Below are 26,832 nucleotides of genomic sequence, written 5' to 3'. Positions count from 1 at the left end.
CCGGGTACCCGGGTCCGTCAGGTGCCCGGCTTGCGGCCGTACACGTAGACGTCGTCGCCGTTCTTCAGCAGCGACCAGTACTTCTTGGCGTCGGTCTTCGTCATGTTGACGCAGCCGTGGGACCCCGGCGGGTTCCACATGCTGACGCCGACCGAGTGGAAGGCCTGGCCGCCGTCGAAGAACTGGCTGTAGGGCATCGGCACGTCGTAGATCGTGGAGACGTGGTCGATGTTCCGCCAGTAGATCTTCTTCAGGCCGGTGCGGGTCTCGTAGCCGTTGCGGCCCGTACGGACCGGCACCGGGCCGTAGACGAGCTTCTTGCCGTCCTGGATCCAGCTCAGCTGGAGGGTCAGGTCCACGCAGGCGATGCGCCCCTTGTTGACCGGGCATTTGCCCGACTTGTTCGGGTTCTTGCCGACGGCCTTCTGCTTCTGCATCAGATCCATCACGCCCCAGGTGACGGGGCCCGCGTAACCGATGTTCGGTGTGATGCCGTGCTTGGTCTGGAAGGCCCGGGTCGCCTTGCAGTCGGCGGCGGACTGCTTGCCGTCGACCGGGCGGCCGAGGAACTTCTCGACCTTCTTCTGGTACGGGCCCGTCTGCGTGGTGCAGCTCGCGGCCTGCGCCGGTGCGGCACCGAGCGCGAGTGTGAGCGGTGCCACCAGTGCGGTGAGCCCGAGTGCGACGGCACCCCGTCTGCGTATGTCCCCCATGGCCGGTCAGCCTTTCGCGTCGAAGCGGTGGAGTGGGCGGAAGGTCGCCCGTGGTGCGATCCCCGACTGCTAGACAGCCGACCGGCGGCCTTGGTTGCCCGTCGCGCCGCGTCGCGACGAAACAGTGACAAACGACACCGGGCGGCCCGTCCCGGCGGTTCTGGTCAGTCCGTGTCGCCCCACTCCTTCAGGGCCTGCCGGAAACCGGTGTTCCCCGCGGTCAGACCGCCGTCGACGGCCAGGGTGGTCCCGGTGATCCAGGACGCGTCGCGCGAGGCGAGGAAGGCGACGGCCGCCGCGACGTCCCCGGGCTCCCCGACCCGCCCCAGCGGATACAGCCCCCGGACCGCCGCCAGCTCGTCGTCCCGGCCCTGCCAGGCCGTGGTGCGCACGGTGCCCGGCGCCACCAGGTTGACGCGGACACCTCGCGCGGCGGCGTGTCCGGCGAGGGTGCGGGTCAGGGAGGCCAGTCCCGCCTTGGCGGCGCTGTAGGCGTGGTTGCCGAAGTCCTGGAGGCCGTTGACCGAGCCGATGCTCACGATCGCGCCGCGCCCGGAGGCCGCCAGGTGGGGCAGCGCGGCGCGGCAGCAGCGGTAGGCGCCGGTGAGGGTGATGTCCAGGTCGCGGGCCCACGCCTCGTCCGGTTCGTCCTCGAAGAGCGGGGCGTCGGGGGTGCACGCGTAGGCGTTGTTGACCAGCACGTCGAGGGAGCCGAAGGCGTCGACGACACGGGCGACGGCCGCCTCGACGGACGCCCGGTCGGCGACGTCGCAGGTGAACGCCTCGGCGGTGAGCCCCCGCTCACGCAGCGCCGCCGCGGTCTTCTCCGCCGCGGGCCGGTCCACGTCGGTCACCAGCACCCCGGCGCCCTCCTCGGCGAGCCGTGCGGCGGTGGCGGCGCCGATGCCGCGCGCGGCGCCGGTGACGAGAATGCCGTGTCCCTCGAAGCGCTCGGTGTCGGTCATGGCGCCGACGGTAGTGCGTGGGCGCCCGCCCGTCAGCGGTAACCGGTCACGTCCGCCGGTTTGTCCGCGTCCTGGACCTCGACGAGGTAGCGCCAGGCGTCGGGGCGGCTGCCGTCGAGGTCGGTGAAGCCGTACTCCCGCGCGAGCCCGCCGCTGGAGAGGGAGCGGCCGTTGAAGCGTGCCACGCCCGGGTCGGCGGCCAGTGCGGCCACGGCGCGGCCGACGTAGCGGGGCGTCTCGGAGATGGCGAAGTGGGGGACGCGGTCGAGGGCGTCGCGCCAGTTCTCCTCCTGCACGCCGAAGTGGTCGAGCATGATCTCCGAGCGCAGCCAGCCCGGCGTCAGCGCGACGGCGGTCGCGCCGCGCGGTCCGAGTTCGTGGCCGAGGGCGAAGGCCATCCGCAGCACCGAGGACTTGGCGAGGTCGTAGAAGAAGGAGACCCGGTAGTGGTCGCGGTTGTAGTCGGCGGTGCCGTCGGTGACCTCGACGACGAGCCCGCCGGGGCCGCGCAGCAGCAGGGGCAGGGCGTGGTGGCTGGTGATAGCGTGGGTCTCCACGGCGAGACGCAGGAGCCTCAGCCCCTTGTCGAGGTCGTGCTCCCAGACGGGGCTGTCCCACTCGAAGAGGCTCTCGCCGCCCCAGATGTCGTTGACCAGGACGTCGAGGCGGGCCTGTTCGCGGGCGATGCGGTCGACCAGCGCGGCGACCTCGGCCGGTTCGAGGTGGTCGGTGGGAACGGCGATGCCACGGCCGCCGGCCTCGGTGACCAGGTCGGCGGTGTCCTCGATGGTCTCGGGACGGTCGTACTCCGAGCGCCGGGCGCGGGTGCTGCGGCCGGTGACGTAGACGGTGGCGCCGGCCGCGCCCAGTTCGACGGCGATGCCGCGTCCGGCGCCGCGGGTCGCTCCGGCGACCAGTGCGACCCTGCCCTCGAGTGACTTTGCCATGTCCGGCTCCCGTTCCCTCTCGCCACGAACCCATCCCGGCTGCGGATGGGCGATGTCGTGATCGAGACTGCCCGGGAAGCCGGACATCTTCTGTCACCTTTTCCGCGTGTCTCTCAGCTTGGCGCCGAGTGCCGCGCGGTCCGGTGTCAGTGGCCGCGTGCGATCCACTCCTTCAGGTGCGGGGCCTCGGCGCCGATCGTGGTCGGGTCGCCGTGGCCGGTGCGGACCTCCGTCTCGGGCGGCAGCACGAGGAGGCGGTCGCGGATCGAGTCGATGATCGTCGGGAAGTGGGAGTAGGAGCGGCCGGTGGCGCCGGGGCCGCCCTGGAAGAGCGTGTCGCCGGTGAAGACGGTGCCGAGGCCCGGGTCGTACAGGCAGACGGCGCCGGGGGCGTGGCCCGGGGTGTGCAGGACCGTCAGGTCGGCGCCGGCGGCCTCGATGACCTGGCCGTCGGTCAGCCAGGCGTCCGGGTCCCGGTCGGGGTGGGTCTGCTGCCACAGCGGCATGTCGTCGCGGTGCAGCCAGATGGTGGCGCCGGTGCGCTCGGCCAGCGCGGGGGCGGCGTTCACGTGGTCGTTGTGGGCGTGGGTGCACACGATGGCGGTCAGCCGCCGGTCCCCGACGGCCTCGGCGATGGCGTCGGCGTCGTGGGCGGCGTCGATGACGACGACCTCGTGGTCGTCGCCGACGAGCCAGACGTTGTTGTCGACGTCCCAGGTGCCGCCGTCGAGGCTGAACGTGCCGGAGGTGACGAGGCGTTCGATGCGGGCGGTCATCACAGCACCACCACCGAACGCAGCACGTCACCGGCGTGCATCCGCTCGAAGGCCTTCTCGACCTCGTCGAGCCGGATGGTCTCGGTGACGAACTTGCCGAGGTCCAGGCGGCCCTGGAGGTGGAGGTCGATGAGCATCGGGAAGTCGCGCGAGGGCAGGCAGTCGCCGTACCAGGACGACTTCAGCGACCCGCCGCGCCCGAAGACGTCGAGGAGCGGCAGTTCGAGCTTCATCTCGGGCGTCGGTACGCCGACGAGGACGACCGTGCCGGCGAGGTCGCGGGCGTAGAAGGCCTGCCGGTACGTCTCCGGGCGGCCGACCGCCTCGATGACCACGTCGGCGCCGAAGCCGCCGGTCAGTTCGCGGATCGCCTCGACGGGGTCGCTCGCGCGGGAGTTGACGGTGTGGGTGGCGCCCATGGAGCGGGCGGTCTCCAGCTTGCGGTCGTCGATGTCGACGGCGATGATCTTCGCCGCCCCGGCGAGGTGGGAGCCGGCGATCGCCGCGTCACCGACGCCGCCGCAGCCGATGACGGCGACGGTGTCGCCGCGGCCGACGTTGCCGGTGTTGATGGCGGCGCCGATGCCGGCCATCACGCCGCAGCCCAGCAGTCCGGCCACCTCGGCGGAGACGGCCGGGTCGACCTTGGTGCACTGCCCGGCGGCGACCAGGGTCTTCTCGGCGAAGGCGCCGATGCCGAGGGCCGGGGAGAGTTCCTGGCCGGTGGAGGCGAGGGTCATCTTCTGCTCGGCGTTGTGGGTGTCGAAGCAGTACCAGGGGCGCCCGCGCAGACAGGCCCGGCACTTGCCGCACACCGCACGCCAGTTGAGGATCACGAAGTCGCCGGGGGCCACGTCGGTGACTCCGGCGCCGACCGACTCCACGACGCCCGCGGCCTCGTGGCCGAGCAGGAAGGGGAAGTCGTCGCTGATGCCGCCCTGCTTGTAGTGCAGGTCGGTGTGGCACACGCCGCAGGCCTGGATCTTGACCACGGCCTCGCCCGGTCCCGGATCGGGCACGACGATCGTCTCGATCCGCACCGGCTCGTCCTTGCCCGGTGCGATCACGCCGCGTACTTCCTGCGCCATGGTCCTGACTCCTTCTTCGGCCATTCGTGGTTCTTCCCCGACCCTACGCGCAACTGATCGGCAAGGGGCCGGTGACGGGGCATACCGGGCAGCGAAACGGCGGGCCGTGCCGCACGGTGCCGTCGTAGCCCGGGGTGTCCGCACCGGGAGCCGGTGACCGCGGATCCGCCGTACGCGGAGCTGGGCGGCGACGCCGTTCCTGGCCACCGGCGGCCGAGCCCGCGCACACGCGAGGGCCGCCCGGACCCGGGCGGCCCTCCGGAAGGGGTGCGGCTCGGGTGTCAGCTCGGGGCGGGGCCGCCGAGCAGCGGGGACAGCAGACCGGTGACCGGCTTCAGCCGGCCGCCGCCGTCGGGCCCCTGCTCCGGGGCGGTGTTCGTGCTCCGGACCTCGTTGTGCTCGACGGTCCGGCCCTTCGTGGTGAGGGACTCGAGCACCGAACCGCGTCCGCCGGTGTCCGGCGAGTCCGTGCCGGCGGCGTGTGCCGTCGGCACGACGAGACCGGTGACAGCCGCGGCGAGACCGATGGCGGTGGCGATACGTCGTGTAGTGATCATGTCTTCGGCAACGCGGACGGGACGGGGGCGGACACGGGCGGGCGGCCGTCCTCACCCGTCGGGAGCAGCGGTGCGGCAGGGCTTGCCGGAGCCGCCCGGGCGGAGGACGCTCGAAGGAGAGGCCCTCCGCGGCCCGTTCCCGGTCGGGCCGCGACCTTCGAAGGAGGTCGTCATGGGCACCAGCACAGGACCCGGCTTCGACAGCGAAGTACTGCGCCGGGGCATCGAGGATGAGACGGCGGCGACCCTGCTGTCGCTCTACGCGGACGACGCGGAGATCCGCATCGTGGACCGCTACGCACAGCCCAGCAGCCCGAAGGTCCTGCACGGCCGCGACGAGATCGCCGAGATGCTCGACGACGTGTACAGCCGCGACATGACGCACCGGCTCGAGAACTGCGTCGTCCAGGGCGACCAGGCCGCCTTCACGGAGTCCTGCGCCTATCCTGACGGCGCCCGCGTGCTGGCGGAGTCGATGATGTCGCTGCGGGACGGGAAGATCGTCCGCCAGACCATGATCCAGGCCTGGGACGAGTAGCCGGAGCGGCGGGGCCGACCCGCTGCCGGGGCGCGCTCACGTCCCGCGGCCACCGGGGTGCCAGTCCGGTGGCCGGAGGATGGACAGCAACTGGCGGACCAGTTCGTCGACGACCTCGTCCAGCGTCGCGTCCACCCGGCCGGCACTGAAGTCGTGGAGCAGGCCGTTGACGCTGCCGATGAACGCCGTGGCGGCGATCCGGTAGTCGCGCCTCGCCGCCTCGCCGCGTGCGGCGGCCGCTGCGGCCTCGGCGCAGATGAGGTCGATCCAGCGGGCGCGGCGGGAGAGCCGCTGTTCCTCGAGGCGCGGGCTGACGCCGATGATCTCGACGAAGGTGATGCGGATGCGGCGCGGGTCGGCGGTGACGTTCGCGGCGTAGGCACGGAAGAGGGCGGCGGCACGTGCGGCGAGCGGCAGATCGCGCGCCTGCGCCGCCGCGGCGCGGACGGCTTCCTCGGCCCAGGCGTTGACCTGGAGGTGGAGCGCGGCGAGGACGTCCTCCAGGCTGCGGAACTCCTCGTAGAACTGGCGGGTGGAGAGGCCGGCGGCCTCGCTGAGGGCGGCGACGGTGGTGGCGCGGTAGCCGGGGGTGTCGCCGAACAGCCGGAGCGCGGCGTCCAGGAAGCGGCTGCGCCGTTCGGCCTGCCGCTGTGCGGCGGACTTGCCGCCGTAGCGGCCCGTGGGCGCCCTGAGCCTGCCCGCCACCCGCGTCCCCCTTCGTGCCGGTCCCGGCGCCGACTCCTCGCGCCGGGGTCGATTTTGTCGTGTACGCGGTCTTGTGGAGAAGGCCACTCTCTCCTTACTTTTCAGTAAGTTCACTCTGAAAGCGGCTCTGTTCAGATTCTCCGCGCCCTCGCGCCCCCATCACCCGCATGTCCCCCCACCTTCAGAGGAGAGAGCAGCATGCCTGTCTCCAGATCCAGGCACCTTTGCTCCGTGGCCGCCGCCCTCGCACTCACCGTCGCCGCTCCCGCGACGGCGACCGCCGCCACCACGTCCCCCGACGCCCCCGCCGCGCTGCGCGAGGTGATGTTCGTCGGCAACAACTGGGACGGCACCGCCGACGTCATCAGGTCCACCGGCGACTTCGCGAGGATCGGCCGGATCGGCGTCGTCCCGGACAAGGAGCAGCGGATGGCCGAGATCAACGCCGATCCGATCCGCTGGATCTACTTCCAGGCCATCCGGGGCAGCGTCGGCGAGGGGCACGACCAGTTCGTCGACGACATGTACTCGACGCCGGACGGGAGGTCGATCGTCGTCTCCCGGCCGAGCTTCGCGGACGTCGTGTCCATCGACCTCGCCACCGGGCGCCTCAACTGGCGCTTCCCCGTGTCGGGTTACCGCGCCGACCACATGGCGGTCTCGCCGGACGGCACCCGCGTCGCGGTGTCCGCCTCCACGTCCAACACCGTGCACGTGCTGGACATCGGCACGGGCCGGCAGCTCGGGTCCTTCGGCACCGGGGACAAGCCGCACGAGAACATCTTCACCAAGGACGGCAAGTACATCTGGAACATGTCCATCGGCGAGGTCAACACGGCGCTCGACGCCCCCTGGCTGGACTGGACGAAGGGCAACCGGCGCATCACCGTCGTGGACGCGGCGACGTTCCGGCAGGTCAGGGTGATCGACATGCGCGAGCGTCTCGACGCGATCGGTCTCGGCGACTACTCCGACGCCGTGCGGCCCGCCGTGTTCTCGCCCGACGAGTCCAAGCTGTACTTCCAGGTCTCCTTCTTCAACGGCTTCTTCGAGTACGACCTGGCCACCGACCGGATCACCCGGACCAAGACCCTGCCGAAGAACCCCGCCACCAGCGAGGACCGCACCACCTGGGTCAACGACTCGCGGCACCACGGCCTGTCCATGAGTCCGGACGGCGCCAAGATCTGCGTCGCGGGCACGATGGACGACTACGCGACGGTCGTCGACCGTACGACGCTGAAGGAGGGCCCGCTGGTCCCCGCCGCCAAGCCGTACTGGGCCACGGTCAGCGGCGACGGCACCCACTGCGTGATCTCCGAGAGCGGCGCCGACCAGGTCACCGCGATCGACTTCGCGACCGGCGAGAAGACGGTCTCCGTCCCGGTCGGCGACCATCCGCAGCGCGTCCGGCTGGGCCATGTGACCGCCGGCTGGACCGGGCCGTCGGGCGGCTGACCCGCGCGCGGCCGGCGACCGGAAATGTCAGCTCCCCTTTTGTGTGTGGGCCGTGCGGAGAAGGGTAGTCGCCCCGCATCGGATGAGGCATGCATGTCCTCGCAGTACTCCTGACGGAAGGAGGTCCGTGACAGCGCACACTCGTAGCGCCCGGGCCGCTTCCTCCGACACGGAGCGACCCGGCACGTAGCGGGCAGCGCCCTCGCGGCGCTGCCCGTCCCTGTTCGTGTGCCCCGCGACGCCGGCTAGCGCCGCGGCAGGCGGTGCAGCTCGACGTCCCCAAGACGGCCGTCGGCGACCGTGGCGGTCATGTACGTGCAGTACGGCTGGCGGCGCCGGTCGGTCGGCGACCCGGGATTGAGCAGCCGCAGGCCGGTGTCGGCCGTGGTGTCCCACGGGATGTGGCTGTGTCCGAAGACCAGCACGTCGAGGTCGGGGAAGCGGGCGGCACAGCGTGCCTCCCGGCCCTTGGCGGCACCCGTCTCGTGGACGACGCCGAAGCGCAGACCGCCGAGGTCGGCGTACGCCACCTCCGGCAGCCGTGCGCGCAGGCCGGGCCCGTCGTTGTTGCCGTACACCGCGACGAGCCGCCGACTGTGCTCCTCCAGCAGGTCGAGCGTGTCCGTGTCGACCCAGTCCCCCGCGTGCACCACGACGTCGGCGCGCGGAATCTCCGCCAGCAAGGGCGCGGGCAGTTCCCTGGCCCGCTTCGGCAGGTGCGTGTCGGACATGAGCAGGAGGCGCACGGACCCAGCCTAGCGGCAGGGCCTCCTCAATGAGCAGGTAAAACTGTTCAGCCGTAACTGGACAGTCTGCCCTGTCGAAATTACGGTGGCGGTATGGAAGCCGACGCCGCGGAGCCCGCCGAGGGCGTCTCCGACTCCGCCGCCCGTGCCGCGCGCGAGCTGCACGTGGTCTTCAGCCGGCTGCGGCGGCGGATCCGGGAGGTCGCCCGGGACGAGGACCTCACGCCCTCGCAGGTGTCGGCACTCACGCTGGTCGGCAAGCACGGTGCGGCGACGGCCAGCGCACTGGCGTCCGCCGAGGGCGTCCGGCCGCAGTCGATGGCGGCCACGCTGGTCGCCCTCGACCAGCACGGACTGATCCGCCGCAGCCCCGACCCTGAGGACGGCCGCCGGCAGCTCGTCACCCTCACCGAGGCCGGCCGCGCCCGCATCGAGGACAACCGGCAGGTCCGCGAGGAGTGGCTGGCCCGCGCCTTCCAGGACCGGTGCACCGCCGAGGAACGGGACACGGTCCTCGAGGCACTCGCCCTGCTGGAACGGCTGACCCGGCCGTGACACCGAGGCTCGACGGGCGGACCGGCGCACCGTCAGCCACCCGAACCACCCGAAAGGCGCCCCCCATGGCAGTCACCGCCCTCGACCCCCGCACGGCCCTCGTCGTGATCGACCTCCAGGCCGGCATCGTCGCCGCGCCGACCCGGCCCCACACCTCCGCCGACGTCGTCGCCCGCAGCGCCGAGCTGGCGGACGCCTTCCGCGCGCGGGACCTGCCCGTGGTGCTGGTCCGGGTCTCCTTCGCCGCCGACGGCGCAGACGCCGTGCCCGGCCGGACCGATGCCGGCGGCGCCGGTGGGACCCGGCCGGAGGGCTGGGACGTCGTGGTCGACGAACTGGCCGGTCATGCCGGCGACATCACCGTCACCAAGCGCAACTGGGGTGCCTTCCACGGCACCGGACTCGACGTTCAGCTGCGCCGCCGGGGCGTCACCCAGATCGTGCTGACCGGCATCGCCACCAGCATCGGCGTCGAATCCACCGCCCGGGCCGCGCACGAGCACGGCTACCACGTCACGCTCGCCACCGACGCCATGAGCGACATGGACGCCGACGCGCACCGGAACAGTGTCGAGCGGATCTTCCCGCGGCTGGGCGAGACCGGGACCACGGCCGAGATCCTGGACCTGCTCGCCAAGACCCACTGCTGACCCCCCGGGCCCGGACACGGGCCGCGCCGGCACGGTGGCCGGCGCTCGACGATCTCGGTCCCGGGGTGCGGTCAGTCCTCGCCCCGGACGATGTTCGATTCCTGGCCCGCCTGCGACGCGCGCGGGAGGTGACCGTCCTCGACGGCCGGTACCCAGGTGCGCATGGCGCCCTTGCTGCGCAGGCGGCGGGCTTGGGACCAGCCCGTCTCCAGGCGGCGGACTACGGGTTTCTCGCTGGTGTCCGCGATCACGAGGCATCATCTTCCTTCTGTGTCCGGTGCCGTTGCCCGACCGGGTCCCCGGGCGCACGCCGGTGAAACGGGCGCGCCCGTTCTCACGGGTTGGGCCGGGCCACGCTGATGTCACCCAGCGCCGAGCCCGGGTCACGCTCCATGGCCAGGTCGCCCAGGGCGACGATGCCCACGGGATGTCCTTCGTCGACGACCGGGACACGGCGTACGGCGTGTTCGCGCATCAGCCGGATCGCACGGTCGAGTTCGTCGTCGGGGCGGACGGTCACCAGGTCGTCGCTGCACGCGCCGGCCACGGTGGTCTCCTCCGGGTCGCCGCCCTCCGCGACGGAGCGGATCACCAGGTCGCGGTCGGTGACCAGTCCGCGCAGCCGGTCGCCGTCCGTCACCAGGACGGCTCCGAGGTCCTGGTCGCGCATGATGCGGGCCACCGCGGTGACCGAGGTCTGCGGCTCGACGGTCACCGGGTCGGCGGTCATGATGTCGCGGACGTACTGGGTCATGACGTACCCCCTCGTGGGATCGCTGTGTGCTTCGCGTGCCGGGTACCCGGCGGGCAGGCGGCGATCCGTGAGGTTCCGGCCGGGCGCGGGGCGGCGCCCCGCGGACGGGCCCGGCGGCCTCACCGGCCCAGCGCGATCTCGCTCCACACCTGCTTGCCGCCGCTGACCGGCAGCGTCCCCCACGTCGCCGACACCGCCTCGACCAGCAGGATGCCGCGCCCGCCCGTGGCCTCCCAGCCGATACTGGTCGGCTTGACGGGCGTGCGCGGCGACGCGTCCGCGACCGCGACGCGCAACCGGGAGCCGACCAGGGTGATGTCGAGCCGGACCTTGCCGTCGGTGTGCACCAGGGCGTTGGTGACCAACTCGGAGACGACCAGGAGTACGGCGTCGATGTCGGCCGCCGGCACGCCCCAGGAGCGCAGGGTGCGGTTGGTGAAGCGGCGGGCGTGCCGGACGGCCTCGGGCAGCCGCCACACCGTCCAGGTCTCGCGCAGCGGACGCGTCTCCATCCCGTCGTAGCGCACCAGCAACAGGGCGACGTCGTCGCTGCGGCGGGCGTTGCCGAGCAGGGCGTCGGCGACGAGACCGAGGTGGGCGGGGTCGGAGACGGACAGCGCGTGCGCGAAGCGGTCCATGCCCTCGTCGATGTCGGCGTCGGCGGACTCCACGAGCCCGTCCGTGGTGAGGGCGATCAGGGTGCCGGGCCGCAGCCGGAGCGGGCTCATCGGGAAGTCGGCCTGTGTCACCACGCCGAGCGGCGGGCCGCCCTCCGCCTCCGCGATCTCCGTGGTGCCGTCGGGGTGGCGCAGCACCGGCGGCAGGTGTCCCGCGCGGACGCACCAGGCGGAGCCCTCCTCCATGTCGAGGTCGACGTAGGCGCAGGTGGCGAAGAGGTCGGTGCCCATGTCGGTCAGCAGTCGGTTGGCCCGGGAGACGACCACGTCCGGCGGGTGGCCCTCGACGGCGTAGGCGCGCAGGGCGGTGCGCATCTGGCCCATGAGGGTGGCGGCGCCGGCGCTGTGGCCCTGGACGTCGCCGATGACGAGGGCGACGTGGTGGTCGGGCAGCGGGATCACGTCGTACCAGTCGCCGCCGAGCTCCAGGCCGGCCGTGCTGGGCAGGTAGCGGGCGACGGCGACCGCGCCGGGCAGCTCCGGCAGGCGGCGCGGGAGCAGCTGGCGCTGGAGCATGCCGACGAGTTCGTGCTCGGCGTCGAAGGCGTGGGCGCGCATCAGCGCCTGCCCGGCGAGGCCGGCGGAGGCGGTGAGCAGGGCGCGCTCGTCGGGGCCGAAGTCGTGCGGGGAGTCCCAGCCGATCAGGCAGACGCCGGCCGTGCGGCCCGCGGCGGGCAGCGGCAGCACGGCCAGGCCGCCGGGGCCGACGTCGGCGAGCGCGGGTTCCAGCGCGGTGCCGGCGGGCCAGATCTGGGCGCGGCCCTCGCGCAGCGCCGAAGCGAGGGTGGGCATGGCACGGACGGGTGCGTCGGGCCACTCGGTGCGCCACTCCAGCCGCCACAGCTCCGGCCACGACTCCGGTTCGGGCGGGTCGAGGACGGTGACGACGAGCCGGTCACCCTCCAGCTCGGCCAGGGCGATCCGGTCGGCGCGCAGCGGCCTGCGCAGGGCGGCGACCACGGCCTGGCTGACGTCCCGGACGGTGCCCGCCGTGGCCAGCGCGGCGGCCAGGCGCTGGACGCGGGCGACGTCGGTCACGTCGGGGCGCAGGGTGGAGGCGTCGGCGACGGTGCCGACGAGGCGGGCGGGCCGGCCGTCGCCGCCCGGCAGCAGGCGCCCGCGCAGTTGCAGCCACTTCGGCGGGCCGGTGGGCTGCAGCACCCGGAACTCCAGCTCCCGGTCGCCGATGGACATGTGGTCGGCCTCCACCACCGACATCAGGGAGGGCAGGTCCTCGGGCACGGTCAGGCCGAGCAGCGTCTCGACCTTGCCGTCGAAGTCGTCCGGGGCGAGGGCGAACAACCGCAGGATGTCGTCGCCGACCTCGACCCGGCCGGTGTCCATGGCCAGGGAGAACGCGTCCGGCCGCAGTTCCTGGCTCTCGGCGGCCGCGGGCGGGACGGGGCCGACGGCGGCCGCGGCGACCAGCTCCAGACAGACCCGGTCCTCGGGGCCGAAGCCTCCCGGGCATTCGGTCAGGGCGAGGAGACAGCCGCCGTCACCGGGTACGGGCAGGGCGGCGAGGGAGAAGCCGCTGGAGGGTACGTGCCGCGACTCGGCGGACCCGGCGAACTCCTCGGGGCCGACCCACACCGGTGCCCTGCCCCGATGGGCGTCGGCGACCGGGGAGCCGCCGGCCGCGGGATAGCTGTCGCGCACGCCGTACAGCGTCCGCGGCACGCCGACCGACTCGGCGAGGCAGAGCAGCTCGCGGTCCTCGCCGGGCGTGTACACGGCGGCGAAGGCGGCCCCGCCGAACACGAGGGCCTGTTCGAGGACTCGGCGCAGTCGTTCGCGGCGGTCCGGGAGGGCCGCGATCGCCTTCAGGGCGCCCTCGGCACGCAGCGTTCTCGTCCCGCGTTCCGCGGCGCCCTCACTGACCACGTCGCCATTACAGCGCGTATGGGACGGCCGCGCAGCCCCTGTGAGCGGGGGAACCCGCGATCCGGGCACGGGAGCTCCTACGGGTGCCGTGCCCGCCGGTGAGCGTCGGCCGGGTTCGCGGGCCCGGCCGCACCGCGGCGCGGCCGGGCCCGCGTCTGCCCGCCGGCGGGCCGCGTTCGGCGAGTCACACGGTCGAGGAGACGGTGCGCGTCCTGCGCCGGAGACCCCGGCCTGCGGTGGTCCGGCCCTCCCGCCGGAGGGCCGGACCGGTCCGGGGGCCGGCGCGGAGCGGGCGGGGAGTGGGGTCAGCGTGCCCGCGCGGGGAGGCCGGGCAGCGGGGTCAGCGGGTGTGTGTCAGGCCGGAGCCGTCCGCGCTGCCGGTGCCCGGCCCGTCGCCGGCGTCCCCGGCCCCTGCTCCGTCACCGGCGTCCCCCGTACCGTCACCGGCCTCCGCGCCACCGGCCTGGTCGCCGGCACCGGAGCCCTCACCGCCCGCCTGCTCGCCCGCGCCGCCGTCGCCGAGTGTCGCGCCGACCGCCTGCAGGGCCGTGGTGACCGGCTGGAAGAAGGTCTCGCCGCCCACCGTGCAGTCGCCGCTGCCGCCGGACGTGAGGCCGATCGCCAGGCCGTCCTGGGTGAAGAGGGAGCCTCCGCTGTCCCCGGGTTCGGCGCACACGTCGGTCTGGATGAGGCCGGTGACGGTGCCCTCGGGGTAGTTCACGGTGGCGTCCAGGCCGAGGACCTGCCCGTCGGCCAGTCCGGTGGTGCTGCCCATCCGGAAGACCTGCTGTCCGACCGTCGCCTCCGCCGCCTCGCTGATCGGGACGGTCTGGTTCCCGACGTTCACCTCGCTCGGTGCCTGGGTCGCGGGGTCGTCATAGGTGACGAGCGCGAAGTCGCCCTGGCCGGGGAACACGGCCTGGTCGACGGTGGCGATCGGCTGCCCGCCCTGCGCGTCGGACCACTGCTCGGCCGCCACCCCGCAGTGACCGGCCGTCAGGAAGGCGGGCGAGCCGTCCGCCGCGGTGACGTTGAAGCCGAGCGAGCAGCGGGCACCGCCACCGAAGATGGCGTCCCCGCCGGACACGAAGGTCTTGAAGGCTCCGCCGGACTTCTTGAGGGTGGCCATGCCCGGGCCGAGGCCCTCGACGGTGGACTCCAGCCGGTCCCACGCCGCGCCGGTGACGGTGCTGTCGGCGGTGACGAGGATCTTGTTGGTCCGGGGGTCGACGGCCCACGCGGTGCCGGGGATGGTCGCCTCGGACTTCAGGGTCTGCGCGCCGCGCCTGAGTTCGGTGATGCTGTTGTCCACCTCGCGGACGGCCGCGCCCGCCTTCTTCGCCTGCACGACGACGTCGTTGTTGTCGCCGGGTACGACGTTGACGACGAGCTGCTGTGTGCCGGCGTCGTAGTAGGAGCCTGCGAAGGCGTCGCCGAGCAGTCCGGAGAGCTGTGAGGCGAGATCCGAGGCGTCCGCCGCCTTGAGTGTCCTCGGCGCGGCGGCGGTGTCGTCCGAACCGCCGCCGTCCTGCGAGGCGTTGGCGTTGGGCAGCAGGACGGCGGCGGCGCCGAGCGCGACCACCGAGCCTGCCACCATCGCGGCCTTGCGCTTCGGGATTCGCTTGTGACTCAACCTTCTCGACCTCCTGGGACGGGGTCCGTGCCGCCGGTCGGCGGCTGTCGGGGGGGCGCCTGGATGGCTGTTGGTACGCACGGGCCGGACGGGTCGTTCAATCCCGCCCGGTCGGCACACTCCGTGATCGGACGGATGCGCCCTGTTCCGCTCACGGAGCGGAATCCGGGCTTCAGCGAATCTGCACACCGACTGCCCAACCCGGTCACCCCGAACGGCCGTTCTCCACAACCCACGGGTGCCGCCCACGCCTTTAAGGCGGGAGTGCCGGATTCGCGGCGACGCGGGCAAGGGGTCGCGCCGCCCGATGCCGCACCCAGTGTGAAGAAGTCGCCTCGAAGACGTGCGCAGTCCTGCACGGTTGGGCGCCCCGGCGTCGCAAGTGGCCAGGTGAGAGGGGTGATTGATTGGAAGGGCCGACCGGCCGCGTGCTTTGATCCATCGCACCGCGGGGGCCGCGGAGGGCTCCGGAAACGGGCGCCCGGCCGCCCGTGGTCGCGGCCGTCATCTGTCCCCAGAGGGGGCCGCTCCCCCCTTGTGAATTGGCTATACGAAGGGAAGTTCCATCATGAACTCCACCCCCCAGGTTGAGACCGTCGAGATCTCCGACGCCGAGCTCGACAACGTCTCCGGCGGCCTGAACGTGAACGCCGTCGGCACCGTCACCGGCCTGGTGGACGGCATCGCCCCGGTCTCGGGTCTGCTCAACACCGCCGTCGGCACCGTCGAGGGTGTCACCGGTCTGAACACCGCCCCGGTCACCGGCCTGGTCGCCGGTCTCTGATCGGGCCCTTGTGCCGCTGAGTCCCGGAGCCGTACCCCGGCTCCGGGACTTTTCGGCCGTTCCCCGACGGCTTCTTAGCGATCTCCTGGGATACGTCCGACGTGCAGTTCCGCCAACAGGCCCTCGCCAAACTCCAGTCACCGGAGGAGCTCGACCTTCCGGTGCGTTTCGCCCGCCCGCAGGGCTGGCTGGTGCTGTCCGTGACCGTCGTCGCGATGGCCGCCGCGTCCGTGTGGGCGGTGACCGGCTCGGTGACCTCCACGGTCGGCGCACCCGCCGTCCTCACCCACGGGCAGGGCAGTTACGTCCTGCAGAGCCCGGTCTCCGGCCAGGTCACCGCGGTCCTCGCCCGGCAGGGAGAGCGGCTGGCCGCCGGCTCGCCCGTGCTGAAGGTCCGCACCGCCGAGGGTGACACCGTCGTCCGTTCGCTCGACGCGGGCCGGGTCAGCGCGCTCGCCGCCACCGTCGGACAGATCATCCGGACCGGCGCCGACGTCGCGTCGATCGAGAAGGTCGCCCACGCCGGCGACCCGCTCTACGCCACCGTCTACGTCCCCGCCGAGAACGCCGCCGCCATTCCCGCCGACGCCCCGGTCGACCTGACCGTCCAGTCGGTGCCGGCCCAGGAGTACGGCGTGCTGAGGGGCCATGTGAAGGCGGTGGACCGCTCGGCCCAGTCGGCACAGTCGATCGGCGCGTTCCTCGGGGACGGCCAGCTCGGCGAGCAGTTCACCAAGGACGGCAGGCCGGTGGCCGTGACGGTGCGCCTCGACACCTCGAAGTCCACGAAGAGCGGCTACGCGTGGTCGTCCGCGGACGGACCGCCGTACGACCTGACCTCCATGACGCTGGCCACGGGCTCCATCCGGCTGGCCGGGCAGCGTCCCGTCGATTGGCTGCTGCCGTGAGTACCGCGACCGACACCCGGGGCAGACGCCGTGCCGCCCCGCCCAGGCGCAAGGTTCCCAAGGGCCGGGCGAAGACCGTCCGTACGCCCACCGTGCTCCAGATGGAGGCCGTGGAGTGCGGCGCCGCCTCCCTTGCGATGGTGCTGGGCCACTACGGCCGGCACGTCCCGCTGGAGGAGCTGCGCATCGCCTGCGGTGTCTCCCGCGACGGTTCGCGCGCCAGCAACCTGCTCAAGGCGGCGCGCAGTTACGGCTTCACCGCCAAGGGCATGCAGATGGACCTGGCCGCCCTCGCCGAGGTGACGGCGCCGGCCATCCTGTTCTGGGAGTTCAACCACTACGTCGTCTACGACGGCATGGGCCGGCGTTTCGGCCGGCGCGGGGTGTTCATCAACGACCCGGGCAAGGGCCGCCGCTTCGTGTCCCTGGAGGACTTCGACGGCAGCTTCACCGGGGTCGTGCTGACCATGGAGCCCGGTGAGAACTTCGCCCGGGGCGGTCGCAGGCCGGGCGTGCTCGGCGCGATGCCGGCCCGGCTGCGCGGCACCGCGGGCACCCTGCCCGCCGCCGTGCTGGCGAGCCTGCTGCTGGTGGCGGTGGGCGCGGCGGTGCCCGCGCTGAGCCGCACCTACATCGACATGTTCCTGATCGGCGGGCAGACCTCGCTGCTGGGCGTGCTGTTCGCGTCGATGGCGGCGTGCGTCCTGCTCACGGTGGTGCTGACCTGGCTCCAGCAGGCGAACCTGCTGCACGGCCGCATCATCTCCTCCACGCTCTCCAGCGCCCGCTTCCTGCGGCATCTGCTGCGGCTGCCGGTGACGTTCTTCTCCCAGCGCAGCCCGGCCGACCTGGTCCAGCGCCTCCAGTCCAACGACGCCGTCGCCGAGACCCTGGCCCGCGACCTCGCGGCGGCGGGCGTCGACGCGATCGTCGTCGTGCTGTACGCCGTGCTGCTGTACACGTACGACCCCCAGCTCACCTTCGTCGGCATCGGTGTGGCGCTGCTCAACATCGTCGCCATGCGGGTCGTGATCAAGCTGCGCGCGACCCGGACGGCGAAGCTGCGCGCGGACACGGCCCGGTTGACCAACACGGCGTACTCCGGTCTTCAGCTGATCGAGACGATGAAGGCGACCGGCGGTGAGGACGGCTACTTCCGCAAGTGGGCCGGGCAGCACGCCACGACGCTGGAGGAGCAGCAGCGGCTCGGGGTGCCGGGTGCCTGGCTGGGTGTGGTCGCGCCGACGCTCGCCACGTTCAACAGTGCGCTGATCCTGTGGATCGGCGGCATGCGGGCGGTCGAGGGGCACATCTCGATCGGCCTGCTGGTCGCCTTCCAGGCGCTGGTGACCCGCTTCACGGCTCCGCTGACCCGGCTGAACGGCGTCGCGGGCCGCATCCAGGACTTCGCGGCCGACGTGGCCCGTCTGAAGGACGTGGAGAACTTCCGGGCGGACCCGCTGTACGGCCGCCCCGGCGGCGGTGACTCCACGCGCCGGCTGCACGGCCATGTCGAACTGGAGAACATCTCGTTCGGCTACAGCCCCCTCGACAAGCCGTTGCTGACCGGTTTCGACCTGACCGTCGGGCCGGGGCGGCAGGTGGCCCTGGTCGGCGGCTCGGGCAGCGGCAAGTCCACGGTGTCCCGGCTGATCTCCGGCCTGTACACCCCGTGGGAGGGCGTGATCCGCATCGACGGGCAGCGCCTCGAGGACATTCCGCGCGGGGCGCTGGCGTCCTCCGTCTCCTTCGTCGACCAGGACGTGTTCCTCTTCGAGGGCTCGGTGCGCGACAACGTGGCGCTGTGGGATCCCTCGGTCCCGGACGACGCCGTGGTGGAGGCGCTCAGGGACGCCGCGCTGTACGACGTCGTGATGCGCCGTCCGGGCGGCATCCACAGCAGGGTCGAGCAGGACGGCCGCAACTTCTCCGGCGGGCAGCGCCAGCGCCTGGAGATCGCGCGGGCGCTGGTGCGCAGGCCCAGCATCCTGGTCCTGGACGAGGTGACGAGCGCGTTGGACGCGGAGACCGAGCTGGTGGTGATGGACAACCTGCGCCGGCGGGGCTGCGCGTGCGTGGTGATCGCGCACCGGCTGAGCACCGTGCGGGACAGCGACGAGATCGTCGTCCTGGAGCACGGCACGGTCGTGGAGCGCGGGCGGCACGAGGAACTGGTGGCGCGCGGCGGCGCGTACGCGGCGCTCGTCGGGGAGCGGTGAGATGACGACGGTGCACGAAGGGCAGGGCGATCTCGTCCTCGGCGCGCTCGGCTCCCTGGGCACGCGCGTGGACTGCGCCGGGTTCAACCGCCTCGACCTGGAGGGACCCCAGGTGCTCTGGCTGGTCGTGTCCGGCGCGGTGGACCTGTTCGCGGTGGACGCCGGGCAGCAGGGCCACTGGCACCACCTGGGCCGCCTGGAGGCGGGTTCGGTGCTGCTCGGTCCGGTGGCCGGGCCCCAGCACACGCTGGTCGCCCGTCCCCTGCGGGACTGCGTGGTGCACCGCATCGGGCTGCGCGAGCTGTACCAGCCGGCGGCCACGCAGACGTGGTCGTACGACGAGTACGGCAACCCCCAGTACGTGCCGCCGACGACGAGTCCGCTGGAGTACGCCCTCGCCCTGGGCGTCGGGCGCAGTCTGTCCATCCTCTTCCAGGCGCCGATGGCCTCGGAACGGGCGGCGACGCCCACCGACGACGACGTCTTCTGGATGCAGGTGCCGCCCGGCAGCGTGCAGTACGGCGCGGTGTACGGCGACGAGGCGGCCGCCGACCTGCTGATGGACCCCGCGCTGTGGCAGAGCATGGTCGACCAGCAGTACCGGCTGCTGACCACGCTGGACCGCTGGATCGAGCAGCTGGAGCGCACCCACGAGACGCGCACGGCGGCCGGCATCAAGGCCGGTGAGGCGGTTCGCGCCCAGGCCGACCGCACGCTGCTGGCCTCCATCGGCAGGCGGTCGGGGAAGCGGGCCACGGCCGCCGACGCCGACGCCACCTACGCGGCCTGCGAACTGGTCGCCCGCGCGGCCGGGATCACGCTGGCCGAGCCCGCGCAGAACGGCACCGAGAGCGACCGGCTCGACCCGGTGGAGCGGATCGCCCTGGCCTCCCGGGTCCGCACCCGGGCCGTACGGCTGGACGGCCGCTGGTGGCGGGACGACGTCGGGCCGCTGGTCGGTCACCGGGCCCTGTCGGGCGCGCCGGTGGCGCTGCTGTGGCGGCGCGGGGGCTATGTGGCCGTGCATCCGGCGACCGGCCGGGAGACGCCGGTCGAGAAGGCGAACGCCGGGGAGTTCGAGCCGCGCGCGGTGATGTTCTACCGGCCGCTGCCCGAGCGCCGGCTCGGTCCGCTGCGGCTGCTGCGGTTCTGTCTGCGGGGCACGCGCGGTGATCTGGCGAGCCTGCTGCTCGCCGGGCTGGTGACGGTGGCGATCGGCGCGCTGGTGCCGGTCGCCACCGGCAAGGTGCTCGGCGAGTTCGTGCCCAAGGCGCAGACCGGGCTGATCGTGCAGGTGTGTCTCGCGGTGATGCTGAGCAGTGTCGTCGCGGCGGCGTTCATGCTGTTGCAGAACCTCACGATCCTGCGGCTGGAGGGACGTATCGAGGCGACCCTCCAGCCGGCCGTGTGGGACAGGCTGCTGCGGCTGCCGACCCGGTTCTTCACCGAGCGCTCCACGGGTGAGCTGGCGAGCGCGGCCATGGGCATCAGCGCGATCCGCAGGCTGCTGGCCGGGGTCGGGCCGACGGTGGCCCAGTCGGTGACCGTCGGGGCGATGAACCTGGGGCTGCTGCTCTGGTACAGCGTGCCGATGGCGCTCGCGGCGATCGGCATGCTGGTGGTCGTCGCCGCGGTGTTCCTGGCTCTCGGACTGTGGCAGGTGCGCTGGCAGCGACGGCTGGTGCAGCTCACCAACAAGCTGAACAACCAGGCCTTCCAGACCCTGCGCGGACTGCCCAAGCTGCGGGTCGCGGCGGCCGAGAACTACGCCTACGCGGCCTGGGCGGCGCAGTTCGCGCGCAGCCGTGAGCTCCAGCAGCGGGCCGGGCGCATCAAGAACCTCAACGCGGTGCTCGGCGCGGTGTATCTCCCGCTGTGCACGCTGCTGATGTTCATGCTGCTGGCCGGCCCGGCCCGCGGTTCGATGTCGGCGGCGGCGTTCCTCACCTTCAACACCTCGGTGACGATGCTGCTGACCTCGGTCACCCAGCTGACCGGTGCCTTCGTGTCGGCGGTGGCGGCGCTGCCGCTGTTCGAGGAGATCAAGCCGGTGCTGGAGGCGGCGCCCGAGGTGCGCGCCGCGAGCACCCGGCCCGGTCCGCTGTCCGGGGCGATCGAGGCGCGGCGGCTGTCGTTCCGGTACACCGACGACGGGCCGCTGGTCCTGGACGACGTGTCGTTCGCGGTGCGGCCGGGCGAGTTCGTGGCGATCGTGGGGCCCAGCGGCTGCGGCAAGTCGACCCTGCTGCGGCTGCTCATCGGCTTCGACCGTCCGCTGTCGGGCAGCGTCCTGTACGACGGCCAGGACCTGGCCGCGCTCGACCAGTCGGCGGTGCGCCGGCAGTGCGGGGTGGTGCTCCAGCACGCGCAGCCGTTCACCGGCTCGATCCTGGACGTCATCTGCGGCACCGAGCCGTACACGCCGGAGGAGGCGATGGCGGCGGCCGAGATGGCGGGGCTCGCCGAGGACATCAAGCGGATGCCGATGGGCCTGCACACCATCGTGTCGGGCAGCGGGGCGGTCTCCGGGGGCCAGCGGCAGCGGCTGATGATCGCGCAGGCGCTGATCCGCCGGCCGCGCGTCCTCTTCTTCGACGAGGCGACCAGCGCCCTGGACAACGAGACGCAGCGCACGGTGATCGAGTCGACCAAGGCGCTGAACGCCACCCGGATCGTCATCGCGCACCGTCTGACCACGGTGCTGGACGCCGACCGCGTGATCGTGATGGAGGACGGCAAGGTCGCCCAGCAGGGCCCGCCGGCCGAGCTGCTGGCGGACACGGGTGGCCGGCTGCACGAGCTGGTGCGCCGGCAGCTGGCCTGAGACCCGGCCGGTGGTGCCCGGCCGTCCCGGCCCGGGCGCGGGCCGGGGGTGGGTTCGCGCGGGCCGGCGCGGGTACCAGCGCCTTCATGCGAATCAGCGTGGTGGATGTCGGGTCGAACACCGTCCGACTCGTGGTGGCCGACGCGGCGGGCGGTGTTCCGCTGCCGGTCCACACGGCGAAGTGGCGCCTGCGGCTGTCCGAGCAGGTCCGGCACGGTGCTCCGGTCCCCGAGGAGGCCGTGGAGCGGCTGGTGGCGGCGGTCGCCGACGCGAGCCGGACCGCGGCCCGCTGGGGTGCGGCCGACCCGCTGGCGTTCGCGACCGCCGTGGTGCGTGCCGCGCCGAACCGCCAGGAGGTGCTGCGCACGGTCCGGGCCCGCACCGGGGTCGGGCTGTGCACCCTGCCGGGCGAGGTGGAGGCCGAGCTGACGTTCCTCGGGGCCCGGCGCTGGATGGGCTGGCGGTCGGGACCGCTCGCCCTGCTGGACATCGGCGGCGGCTCGCTGGAGGTCGCCTTCGGCCGTGGCCGGCTGCCCGACTTCGTGGCCTCGCTGCCGCTGGGCGCCGGGCGCCTGACCCACGAGTTCCTCGCCGGCGGCCAGGACGCACCGCATCCGGAGCAGTTGCGGGCGCTGCGCCGCGCGGTCCGCCACCAGCTGCGGGACGTCGCGGCGCGGATCCGCTGGGAGGGACCGCGCACGGCGGTGGCGACCTCACGGACGTTCCAGCAGCTCGGGCGGCTGTGCGGGGCCCTGCCCGGTCGGCACGGGCCCTTCGAGGAACGCCGGATGAGCTGCGCGGACCTGAAGCAGGCTGTCGGCCGGCTGGCCGCCCTGTCCGCCGCGGAGCGGGCCCGCCTGCCCGGAATCTCCGCGCCGCGCTCCGCACAGAGCCTGGCGGGCGCGGTGGTCGGGCACACGGCGATGAAGCTGACCGGACTGGAGTCGGTGACGCTGTGCCCCTGGGCGATACGCGAGGGCGTCCTGCTGCGCCACATCGAGGACGGGCCGTCCTGGTGGGCGGAGATCGTCCGCCGCAACGACGAGCCCGCCGTCCCCGGCCCGGTGCCGCTGCGCATCGCGTCCGCGGCGAACTGACACCGACGCGGTCCCCGGACGGGGACGACCGCCACACCGAACCGAACGAGAAGAGGAGCCCCACGTGTCCCACGAAGGCGAACGCGGCCACCGGAAGCCCGAGACGGCCATCGAGGAGGTCATGCGCGAGATCGAGGAGGCCGAGACCCGTGACCCGGAGTCCGCGCGGGAGCGGCGGCACCGGGGCGAGGCGGGCGACGCCACCTCGCCGAACGTCGAGGCGCAGGAGGAGTCCGGCAAGGAGTAGCACGGCGACGCGGGCGCCGGGCGCGACGCGGATGCGATGGCGCCCGGCGGGTACCCGCGTCGCATGGAGAACGTCCGCGAAGAACCACAGCTGCCGACGGCCCGGGGCCCGCTCTCCGCGGCCGTCGGCTCGTATCTGCTCGGCACCGGCCCGCTGCCCCGCCCCGAGGAGGTCGCCGCGGCGTCCCCGTACGGCGACGACCTGCAGCTTGCCCTCTACCAGTGCTACGAGCTGCACTACCGCGGTTTCGCCGGCGTGTCCCCCGGCCTGGAGTGGGACCCCGGCCTGCTGCGCACCCGGGCGGCGCTGGAGGACCGCTTCCTGTCCGCGCTGCGCGCCGACACCCCGGTCCACGACAGTGTGGCGGACGCGGTCGGGGCACTGCTGGTCGAGCCCGTCGACGGCAAGGGCGTGAGCCACTTCCTGCGGGACGAGGGCGAGTTGTGGCACCTGCGGGAGTACGCGGCCCAGCGCTCCCTGTACCACCTCAAGGAGGCCGACCCGCACGCCTGGGTGCTGCCGCGGCTGTGGGGCCGCGCGAAGGCGGCGATGGCGGCGGTGGAGTTCGACGAGTACGGCGGCGGCCGTGCCGACCGCGTGCACGCCCGGCTGTTCGCCGACCTGATGACGGACCTCGGTCTGGACACGACGTACGGGCGTCATCTGGAGGCGGCCTCGGCCGAGTGCCTGGCCACGGTGAACATGATGTCCCTGTTCGGCCTGCACCGGGCGTTGCGCGGCGCCCTGGTCGGTCACTTCGCGGCGGTCGAGATCACCTCGTCGCCCGGTTCCCGGCGGCTCGCCGAGGCGATGCGCCGTACCGGTGCGGGGCCCGCCGCCGAGCACTTCTACGACGAGCACATCGAGGCCGACGCGGTGCACGAGCAGATCGTCCGGCACGAGGTGATCGACGGACTGCTGGAGCAGGAACCGCAGCTGGCGGCGGACGTCGTCTTCGGCATCGACGCCACCGGGTACCTGGAGGACCGCTTCGCCGACCGGCTGCTCGCCGACTGGCGGGCCGGCCGCTCCTCGCTGCGCACTCCCCTGGCGGGCGTGTCCCCCGCACCCTCGGGAACCTCCCATATTTCGTGACGACGGGGGTACGTGGGTTGCGTGAATTTCATGGTGCTACCGGGCGTCTACGCCCCTCAGGAGGACACCGCCCTGCTGGCCGGGGCCCTGTCCGACGAGTCGCTGCCCCCGGGAGCGGCCGTGCTCGACGTGGGGACCGGCTCGGGCGCCCTGGCGCTGGCGGCGGCCCGGCTGGGCGGCCGGGTCACCGCGGTGGACGTGTCACGGCGTGCCGTGTGGGCCGCCCGGCTGAACGCTGCGCGGGCCGGCGTACGCGTCCGGGTCCTGCGCGGCAACCTCTTCACTCCGGTACGGGGTGAGTCGTTCGACCTCGTCCTCGCCAATCCGCCGTACGTTCCGGCGCCGGGCGGCGGCCACCGGCCGCGTGGGGCGGCCCGGGCCTGGGACGCGGGTCACGACGGCCGGCTGGTGCTGGACCGGATCTGCCGGGAGGTGCCCGCCCTGCTGCGGCCCGGTGGTGTGCTGCTGCTCGTGCAGTCCGCGCTCAGCGATCCGGAGCAGACGGTCGGGCATCTGCGGGCGGCCGGTCTGAAGGCCGCGGTGATCAGGCGGCAGCGGATCGCCTTCGGGCCCGTGGTCCGCGGCCGGGAGCGCTGGCTGCGGCAGCGGGGTCTGCTGTCCCTGGCCGACAACGAGGAAGAGCTGGTGGTCGTCCGTGCCGAACTCCCCGTCTGACCCGCCCCGCCGGATCACCGTCCAGCGCCGGGGGCCGATGCTGGTGGAGGGCCCGGTGGAGATCGAGCTGGAGGACGGGACGACGGTGTCCTCCGACCGCTTCCGGGTCGCCCTGTGCACCTGTCGCCGCAGCCGGCGCTACCCCTGGTGCGACACCAGCCACCGCGCCCGGTCGTCCGGCCCGGGCGACGGGCCGGCGGGCGGCGCCGAGGGCCGGGGGCCGGGCGCCGAGTCCTGAACCTCGATACCGGGGAACGGCGGACGGCCCCACTCCGTCCGCCGTCCCCGGTGCGGGACCGTCCCGTCCACGCGGCGGCGCTCGCACTCCCCAGCGACGAGCAGCCGGTCACGTCGCGCGGGCCGCGCGGTCCCGGTCTCTCAGAACGTGAAGACGCTCGTACTGCCCGCGTTCTTCACGCACTCGTTGGCGAAGGCGCGCTCGTAGGAGACGCGCCGGCCCTGCCAGACCCCCTCCACGGTGACCACGACCGGGGCGTACTCCCGGGTGCACAGCACACCGGTGTCGCCCCTCAGGGCGTCGAAGTCGCCGCCCGCGCCGCGCAGTTCCGCGCAGGCCGGGCCGGCGGCCGGGTGGGTGCCGGACGCTCTCGGCGTACAGGTCAGGGTGACGGCGCGCAGCGGCGCGGCGGCGGCAGCGCTCTCTCCTTGCCCCACGGTCAGCACCAGGGCCGAGGGGGCGTAGAGCGACGCGGGGGCGGGGGCCGGGGAGGCGAGGGAGGCTCCCGCGAGGGGCCCGCAGACGGCGGTGGCCGTCAGGCCCAGAGTCGCTGCCCAGCGCGCGGTGTTCCGCATTGTGTGCATCCTTCCGCTCGGTTCGAGGGTGGTGCCGTCCCGGCCCGGTCGGTGCCGGAACGGCGAGCGCGAGTCTGCCGAGTCCGCCGCCGAAAAACACATCGACCCCACGGATTTCAGTAACCTTGCGTATTGAATCAGTGGCGGGAAGTCACGGAATTAGAACGTTCCAAGTCCGGAACGGGGCGGTTGTCGATCACGCGATCTGGCCGGATGGCGTGATCCACGCGTTCGCCAATAGGCCGGAAACACTCCCGAAACAGTCCGGCACCCGCCGGGTCCCCCTCCACCTACTCGCGAGTATGGTTCTGGCGGCGCGTGAGCTCGACGACGAGGGGCGGGACGTACGGATGGCGAAGCACTGGGCGGACTTCCAGTACGAGATCTACCTGAACGGGATGACGGGCGCGGTGCCGCGGCTGCCCACCGACCTGACCCGGCTGGAGGAGCTGACCGAGCGGCGGCTCGGTCCGGGTCCCGTGGGGTACGTCGCGGGCAGCGCGGGCGACGGCTCCACGGCCCGCGCCAACCGCCGGGCCCTGGAGCGGCGCCGGATCGTGCCGCGGATGCTGCGGGACGTGCACGACCGGGACCTCTCCGTCGAGGTGCTGGGGCGTGCCCTGCCGGCTCCGCTGGCGCTGGCGCCCGTGGGCGTGCTGTCGATCATGCACCCGGACGCGGAGCGGGCCGCCGCCCGGGCCGCCGCCGCGCAGGGCGTGCCGTTCGTCCTGTCCTCGGCGTCCAGCACCCCGATGGAGCAGGTCGCGGAGGCGATGGGGGACGCCGAGCGGTGGTTCCAGCTGTACTGGCCGAAGGACCGCGAGGTGGCCCGCAGCTTCCTGGACCGGGCGAAGGCGGCCGGGTTCACGGCCCTCTTCGTCACCCTGGACACCCCGCTGCTGTCGTGGCGCCCGCGCGACCTCGACCAGGCGTACCTGCCGTTCCTGCACGGTGTGGGCACCGCCAACTACTTCTCGGACCCGGCGTTCCTGGCGGGTCTGGCGAAGCCGGTGCACGAGGATCCGAACGCGGCGGTGATGCACTTCGTCGGCCTGTTCTCCGACCCGGGCAAGACCTGGCCGGACCTGGCGTTCCTGCGGGAGAACTGGGACGGCCCGATCGTCCTCAAGGGCGTGCTGCACCCGGACGACGCCCGGCTCGCCGCCGACGCCGGGATGGACGGTGTGGTGGTGTCCAACCACGGCGGGCGTCAGGTGGCCGGTTCGGTCGCGGCCGCCGACGCGCTGCCGGGCGTGGCGCAGGCGGTCGGTGACCGGCTCACCGTGCTCTTCGACAGCGGCGTCCGCACCGGCGACGACGTCTTCAAGGCGCTCGCGCTCGGCGCCCGGGCGGTGCTGCTGGGCCGTCCGTACGTCTACGGCCTCGGCCTGGACGGGCAGGCGGGCGTCGAGCACGTGATCCGCTGCCTGCTCGCCGAACTCGACCTGACGCTCGCCCTGTCCGGACACGCCTCCCCCGCCACGCCCGGCCCCGCCGATCTCGTCGAGGAGCGAGCCTGACCCG

The 26,832-nt window shown here is 73.1% G+C and carries 27 protein-coding genes; 14 read left to right on the top strand and 13 right to left on the bottom strand.

Going from position 1 to position 26,832, the window contains the following annotated elements:
- Window positions 1-17 precede the first annotated feature (17 nt).
- The 6 genes from IEZ05_RS25340 to IEZ05_RS25315 all read right to left on the bottom strand — a co-directional run bounded on the left by IEZ05_RS25340 (window position 18) and on the right by IEZ05_RS25315 (window position 5,046).
- On the bottom strand, window positions 18-713 hold the full coding sequence (locus tag IEZ05_RS25340) for a L,D-transpeptidase family protein (protein WP_189232564.1): 696 nt from the start codon (window positions 711-713) through the stop codon (window positions 18-20).
- Window positions 714-877: 164 nt separating this feature from the next.
- Window positions 878-1,678 (bottom strand): SDR family NAD(P)-dependent oxidoreductase, encoded by an 801-nt coding sequence (locus IEZ05_RS25335; RefSeq protein ID WP_189232563.1) that lies wholly within the window; start codon window positions 1,676-1,678, stop codon window positions 878-880.
- A 32-nt stretch (window positions 1,679-1,710) separates the two neighbouring features.
- Window positions 1,711-2,625, bottom strand: coding sequence for an SDR family oxidoreductase (locus tag IEZ05_RS25330; RefSeq protein WP_189232562.1), 915 nt, complete (start codon window positions 2,623-2,625; stop codon window positions 1,711-1,713).
- Window positions 2,626-2,771: 146 nt separating this feature from the next.
- Window positions 2,772-3,401, bottom strand: coding sequence for an MBL fold metallo-hydrolase (locus IEZ05_RS25325; protein ID WP_189232561.1), 630 nt, complete (start codon window positions 3,399-3,401; stop codon window positions 2,772-2,774).
- On the bottom strand, window positions 3,401-4,489 hold the full coding sequence (locus IEZ05_RS25320; RefSeq protein WP_189232560.1) for an S-(hydroxymethyl)mycothiol dehydrogenase: 1,089 nt from the start codon (window positions 4,487-4,489) through the stop codon (window positions 3,401-3,403). Before IEZ05_RS25320 ends, IEZ05_RS25325 begins: the two co-directional genes overlap by 1 nt.
- Before the next feature lie 281 nt (window positions 4,490-4,770).
- Entirely contained in the window at window positions 4,771-5,046 is a 276-nt protein-coding gene (locus tag IEZ05_RS25315) for a hypothetical protein (protein WP_189232559.1), read from the bottom strand.
- A gap of 172 nt (window positions 5,047-5,218) precedes the next feature.
- On the opposite strand from IEZ05_RS25315, the gene IEZ05_RS25310 reads away from it, so the two are divergent.
- Window positions 5,219-5,584: a nuclear transport factor 2 family protein gene (locus tag IEZ05_RS25310; protein ID WP_189232558.1), complete on the top strand. Its 366-nt coding sequence runs from the start codon at window positions 5,219-5,221 to the stop codon at window positions 5,582-5,584.
- A 36-nt stretch (window positions 5,585-5,620) separates the two neighbouring features.
- On the opposite strand, the gene IEZ05_RS25305 is transcribed toward IEZ05_RS25310, so the two are convergent.
- A complete protein-coding gene (locus IEZ05_RS25305) occupies window positions 5,621-6,289 on the bottom strand; it encodes a TetR/AcrR family transcriptional regulator (protein ID WP_189232557.1) in 669 nt (222 codons plus the stop codon).
- Between the two features lie 198 nt (window positions 6,290-6,487).
- Here IEZ05_RS25305 and IEZ05_RS25300 point away from each other — a divergent pair, with 198 nt between their 5' ends.
- Window positions 6,488-7,747, top strand: a complete 1,260-nt coding sequence (locus tag IEZ05_RS25300) for a YncE family protein (protein ID WP_189232556.1) — start codon at window positions 6,488-6,490, stop codon at window positions 7,745-7,747.
- 245 nt (window positions 7,748-7,992) lie between these two features.
- Here IEZ05_RS25300 and IEZ05_RS25295 read toward each other — a convergent pair whose 3' ends face one another.
- The gene (locus tag IEZ05_RS25295; protein ID WP_189232555.1) at window positions 7,993-8,493 is read right to left on the bottom strand and encodes a metallophosphoesterase family protein; all 501 of its coding nucleotides are present in this window, start codon (window positions 8,491-8,493) and stop codon (window positions 7,993-7,995) included.
- 93 nt (window positions 8,494-8,586) lie between these two features.
- On the opposite strand from IEZ05_RS25295, the gene IEZ05_RS25290 reads away from it, so the two are divergent.
- Together IEZ05_RS25290 and IEZ05_RS25285 are read left to right on the top strand one after the other, a co-directional pair.
- On the top strand, window positions 8,587-9,048 hold the full coding sequence (locus IEZ05_RS25290) for a MarR family winged helix-turn-helix transcriptional regulator (RefSeq protein ID WP_189232554.1): 462 nt from the start codon (window positions 8,587-8,589) through the stop codon (window positions 9,046-9,048).
- A gap of 65 nt (window positions 9,049-9,113) precedes the next feature.
- A complete protein-coding gene (locus tag IEZ05_RS25285; RefSeq protein ID WP_189232553.1) occupies window positions 9,114-9,698 on the top strand; it encodes a hydrolase in 585 nt (194 codons plus the stop codon).
- Between the two features lie 71 nt (window positions 9,699-9,769).
- Here the strand turns inward: IEZ05_RS25285 and IEZ05_RS25280 are convergent, their stop codons facing one another.
- The 4 genes from IEZ05_RS25280 to IEZ05_RS25265 form a co-directional block, all read right to left on the bottom strand.
- Complete coding sequence (locus IEZ05_RS25280) at window positions 9,770-9,949, bottom strand: hypothetical protein (protein WP_189232552.1); 180 nt, start codon at window positions 9,947-9,949, stop codon at window positions 9,770-9,772.
- An 83-nt stretch (window positions 9,950-10,032) separates the two neighbouring features.
- Window positions 10,033-10,452, bottom strand: coding sequence for a CBS domain-containing protein (locus tag IEZ05_RS25275; protein ID WP_189232551.1), 420 nt, complete (start codon window positions 10,450-10,452; stop codon window positions 10,033-10,035).
- Window positions 10,453-10,571: 119 nt separating this feature from the next.
- Complete coding sequence (locus IEZ05_RS25270) at window positions 10,572-13,013, bottom strand: SpoIIE family protein phosphatase (RefSeq protein ID WP_189232550.1); 2,442 nt, start codon at window positions 13,011-13,013, stop codon at window positions 10,572-10,574.
- Window positions 13,014-13,353: 340 nt separating this feature from the next.
- Complete coding sequence (locus tag IEZ05_RS25265) at window positions 13,354-14,646, bottom strand: S1 family peptidase (protein ID WP_189232549.1); 1,293 nt, start codon at window positions 14,644-14,646, stop codon at window positions 13,354-13,356.
- Window positions 14,647-15,214: 568 nt separating this feature from the next.
- Here IEZ05_RS25265 and IEZ05_RS25260 point away from each other — a divergent pair.
- The 9 genes from IEZ05_RS25260 (at window position 15,215) to IEZ05_RS25220 (ending at window position 24,733) form a co-directional block, all read left to right on the top strand.
- The gene (locus tag IEZ05_RS25260) at window positions 15,215-15,430 is read left to right on the top strand and encodes a type A2 lantipeptide (protein ID WP_161163347.1); all 216 of its coding nucleotides are present in this window, start codon (window positions 15,215-15,217) and stop codon (window positions 15,428-15,430) included.
- A gap of 101 nt (window positions 15,431-15,531) precedes the next feature.
- Window positions 15,532-16,338, top strand: coding sequence for an HlyD family efflux transporter periplasmic adaptor subunit (locus IEZ05_RS25255; protein WP_189232548.1), 807 nt, complete (start codon window positions 15,532-15,534; stop codon window positions 16,336-16,338).
- The gene (locus tag IEZ05_RS25250; protein WP_189232547.1) at window positions 16,335-18,557 is read left to right on the top strand and encodes an NHLP family bacteriocin export ABC transporter peptidase/permease/ATPase subunit; all 2,223 of its coding nucleotides are present in this window, start codon (window positions 16,335-16,337) and stop codon (window positions 18,555-18,557) included. The genes IEZ05_RS25255 and IEZ05_RS25250 overlap by 4 nt, the downstream gene beginning before the upstream one ends.
- Before the next feature lies 1 nt (window position 18,558).
- Entirely contained in the window at window positions 18,559-21,381 is a 2,823-nt protein-coding gene (locus tag IEZ05_RS25245; RefSeq protein ID WP_189232546.1) for an NHLP bacteriocin export ABC transporter permease/ATPase subunit, read from the top strand.
- Window positions 21,382-21,467: 86 nt separating this feature from the next.
- Window positions 21,468-22,478 (top strand): Ppx/GppA family phosphatase, encoded by a 1,011-nt coding sequence (locus IEZ05_RS25240; RefSeq protein WP_189232545.1) that lies wholly within the window; start codon window positions 21,468-21,470, stop codon window positions 22,476-22,478.
- A 64-nt stretch (window positions 22,479-22,542) separates the two neighbouring features.
- Window positions 22,543-22,725, top strand: a complete 183-nt coding sequence (locus IEZ05_RS25235; protein WP_189232544.1) for a hypothetical protein — start codon at window positions 22,543-22,545, stop codon at window positions 22,723-22,725.
- Between the two features lie 63 nt (window positions 22,726-22,788).
- Complete coding sequence (locus IEZ05_RS25230) at window positions 22,789-23,820, top strand: iron-containing redox enzyme family protein (RefSeq protein WP_189232543.1); 1,032 nt, start codon at window positions 22,789-22,791, stop codon at window positions 23,818-23,820.
- 30 nt (window positions 23,821-23,850) lie between these two features.
- A complete protein-coding gene (locus IEZ05_RS25225; RefSeq protein ID WP_189232542.1) occupies window positions 23,851-24,495 on the top strand; it encodes a HemK2/MTQ2 family protein methyltransferase in 645 nt (214 codons plus the stop codon).
- Window positions 24,476-24,733 carry a CDGSH iron-sulfur domain-containing protein gene (locus IEZ05_RS25220; RefSeq protein ID WP_189232541.1) on the top strand — a complete coding sequence of 86 codons (258 nt, stop codon included), beginning with the start codon at window positions 24,476-24,478 and terminating at the stop codon, window positions 24,731-24,733. The genes IEZ05_RS25225 and IEZ05_RS25220 overlap by 20 nt, the downstream gene beginning before the upstream one ends.
- Window positions 24,734-24,873: 140 nt before the next feature.
- Here IEZ05_RS25220 and IEZ05_RS25215 read toward each other — a convergent pair whose 3' ends face one another.
- A complete protein-coding gene (locus IEZ05_RS25215; protein ID WP_189232540.1) occupies window positions 24,874-25,308 on the bottom strand; it encodes a protease inhibitor in 435 nt (144 codons plus the stop codon).
- 350 nt (window positions 25,309-25,658) lie between these two features.
- Here IEZ05_RS25215 and IEZ05_RS25210 point away from each other — a divergent pair, with 350 nt between their 5' ends.
- Window positions 25,659-26,828 carry a lactate 2-monooxygenase gene (locus tag IEZ05_RS25210; protein ID WP_189232775.1) on the top strand — a complete coding sequence of 390 codons (1,170 nt, stop codon included), beginning with the start codon at window positions 25,659-25,661 and terminating at the stop codon, window positions 26,826-26,828.
- Window positions 26,829-26,832: the final 4 nt, after the last annotated feature.

It is taken from the genome of Streptomyces flaveolus (assembly GCF_014648815.1).
Lineage (GTDB): Bacteria > Actinomycetota > Actinomycetes > Streptomycetales > Streptomycetaceae > Streptomyces > Streptomyces flaveolus.
Note: the sequence above shows the minus strand (reverse complement) of the source record. Positions and strands in the feature narration are given on the sequence as shown.

Excerpts from the sequence above, each read along its gene's own strand:
- IEZ05_RS25340 (WP_189232564.1), bottom strand. The coding sequence starts at position 713 with ATGGGGGACATACGCAGACGGGGTGCCGTCGCACTCGGGCTCACCGCA.
- IEZ05_RS25335 (WP_189232563.1), bottom strand. The coding sequence starts at position 1,678 with ATGACCGACACCGAGCGCTTCGAGGGACACGGCATTCTCGTCACCGGC.
- IEZ05_RS25330 (WP_189232562.1), bottom strand. The coding sequence starts at position 2,625 with ATGGCAAAGTCACTCGAGGGCAGGGTCGCACTGGTCGCCGGAGCGACC.
- IEZ05_RS25325 (WP_189232561.1), bottom strand. The coding sequence starts at position 3,401 with ATGACCGCCCGCATCGAACGCCTCGTCACCTCCGGCACGTTCAGCCTC.
- IEZ05_RS25320 (WP_189232560.1), bottom strand. The coding sequence starts at position 4,489 with ATGGCGCAGGAAGTACGCGGCGTGATCGCACCGGGCAAGGACGAGCCG.
- IEZ05_RS25315 (WP_189232559.1), bottom strand. The coding sequence starts at position 5,046 with ATGATCACTACACGACGTATCGCCACCGCCATCGGTCTCGCCGCGGCT.
- IEZ05_RS25310 (WP_189232558.1), top strand. The coding sequence starts at position 5,219 with ATGGGCACCAGCACAGGACCCGGCTTCGACAGCGAAGTACTGCGCCGG.
- IEZ05_RS25300 (WP_189232556.1), top strand. The coding sequence starts at position 6,488 with ATGCCTGTCTCCAGATCCAGGCACCTTTGCTCCGTGGCCGCCGCCCTC.
- IEZ05_RS25290 (WP_189232554.1), top strand. The coding sequence starts at position 8,587 with ATGGAAGCCGACGCCGCGGAGCCCGCCGAGGGCGTCTCCGACTCCGCC.
- IEZ05_RS25285 (WP_189232553.1), top strand. The coding sequence starts at position 9,114 with ATGGCAGTCACCGCCCTCGACCCCCGCACGGCCCTCGTCGTGATCGAC.
- IEZ05_RS25275 (WP_189232551.1), bottom strand. The coding sequence starts at position 10,452 with ATGACCCAGTACGTCCGCGACATCATGACCGCCGACCCGGTGACCGTC.
- IEZ05_RS25260 (WP_161163347.1), top strand. The coding sequence starts at position 15,215 with ATGAACTCCACCCCCCAGGTTGAGACCGTCGAGATCTCCGACGCCGAG.
- IEZ05_RS25245 (WP_189232546.1), top strand. The coding sequence starts at position 18,559 with ATGACGACGGTGCACGAAGGGCAGGGCGATCTCGTCCTCGGCGCGCTC.
- IEZ05_RS25240 (WP_189232545.1), top strand. The coding sequence starts at position 21,468 with ATGCGAATCAGCGTGGTGGATGTCGGGTCGAACACCGTCCGACTCGTG.
- IEZ05_RS25230 (WP_189232543.1), top strand. The coding sequence starts at position 22,789 with ATGGAGAACGTCCGCGAAGAACCACAGCTGCCGACGGCCCGGGGCCCG.
- IEZ05_RS25225 (WP_189232542.1), top strand. The coding sequence starts at position 23,851 with ATGGTGCTACCGGGCGTCTACGCCCCTCAGGAGGACACCGCCCTGCTG.
- IEZ05_RS25215 (WP_189232540.1), bottom strand. The coding sequence starts at position 25,308 with ATGCGGAACACCGCGCGCTGGGCAGCGACTCTGGGCCTGACGGCCACC.
- IEZ05_RS25210 (WP_189232775.1), top strand. The coding sequence starts at position 25,659 with ATGGCGAAGCACTGGGCGGACTTCCAGTACGAGATCTACCTGAACGGG.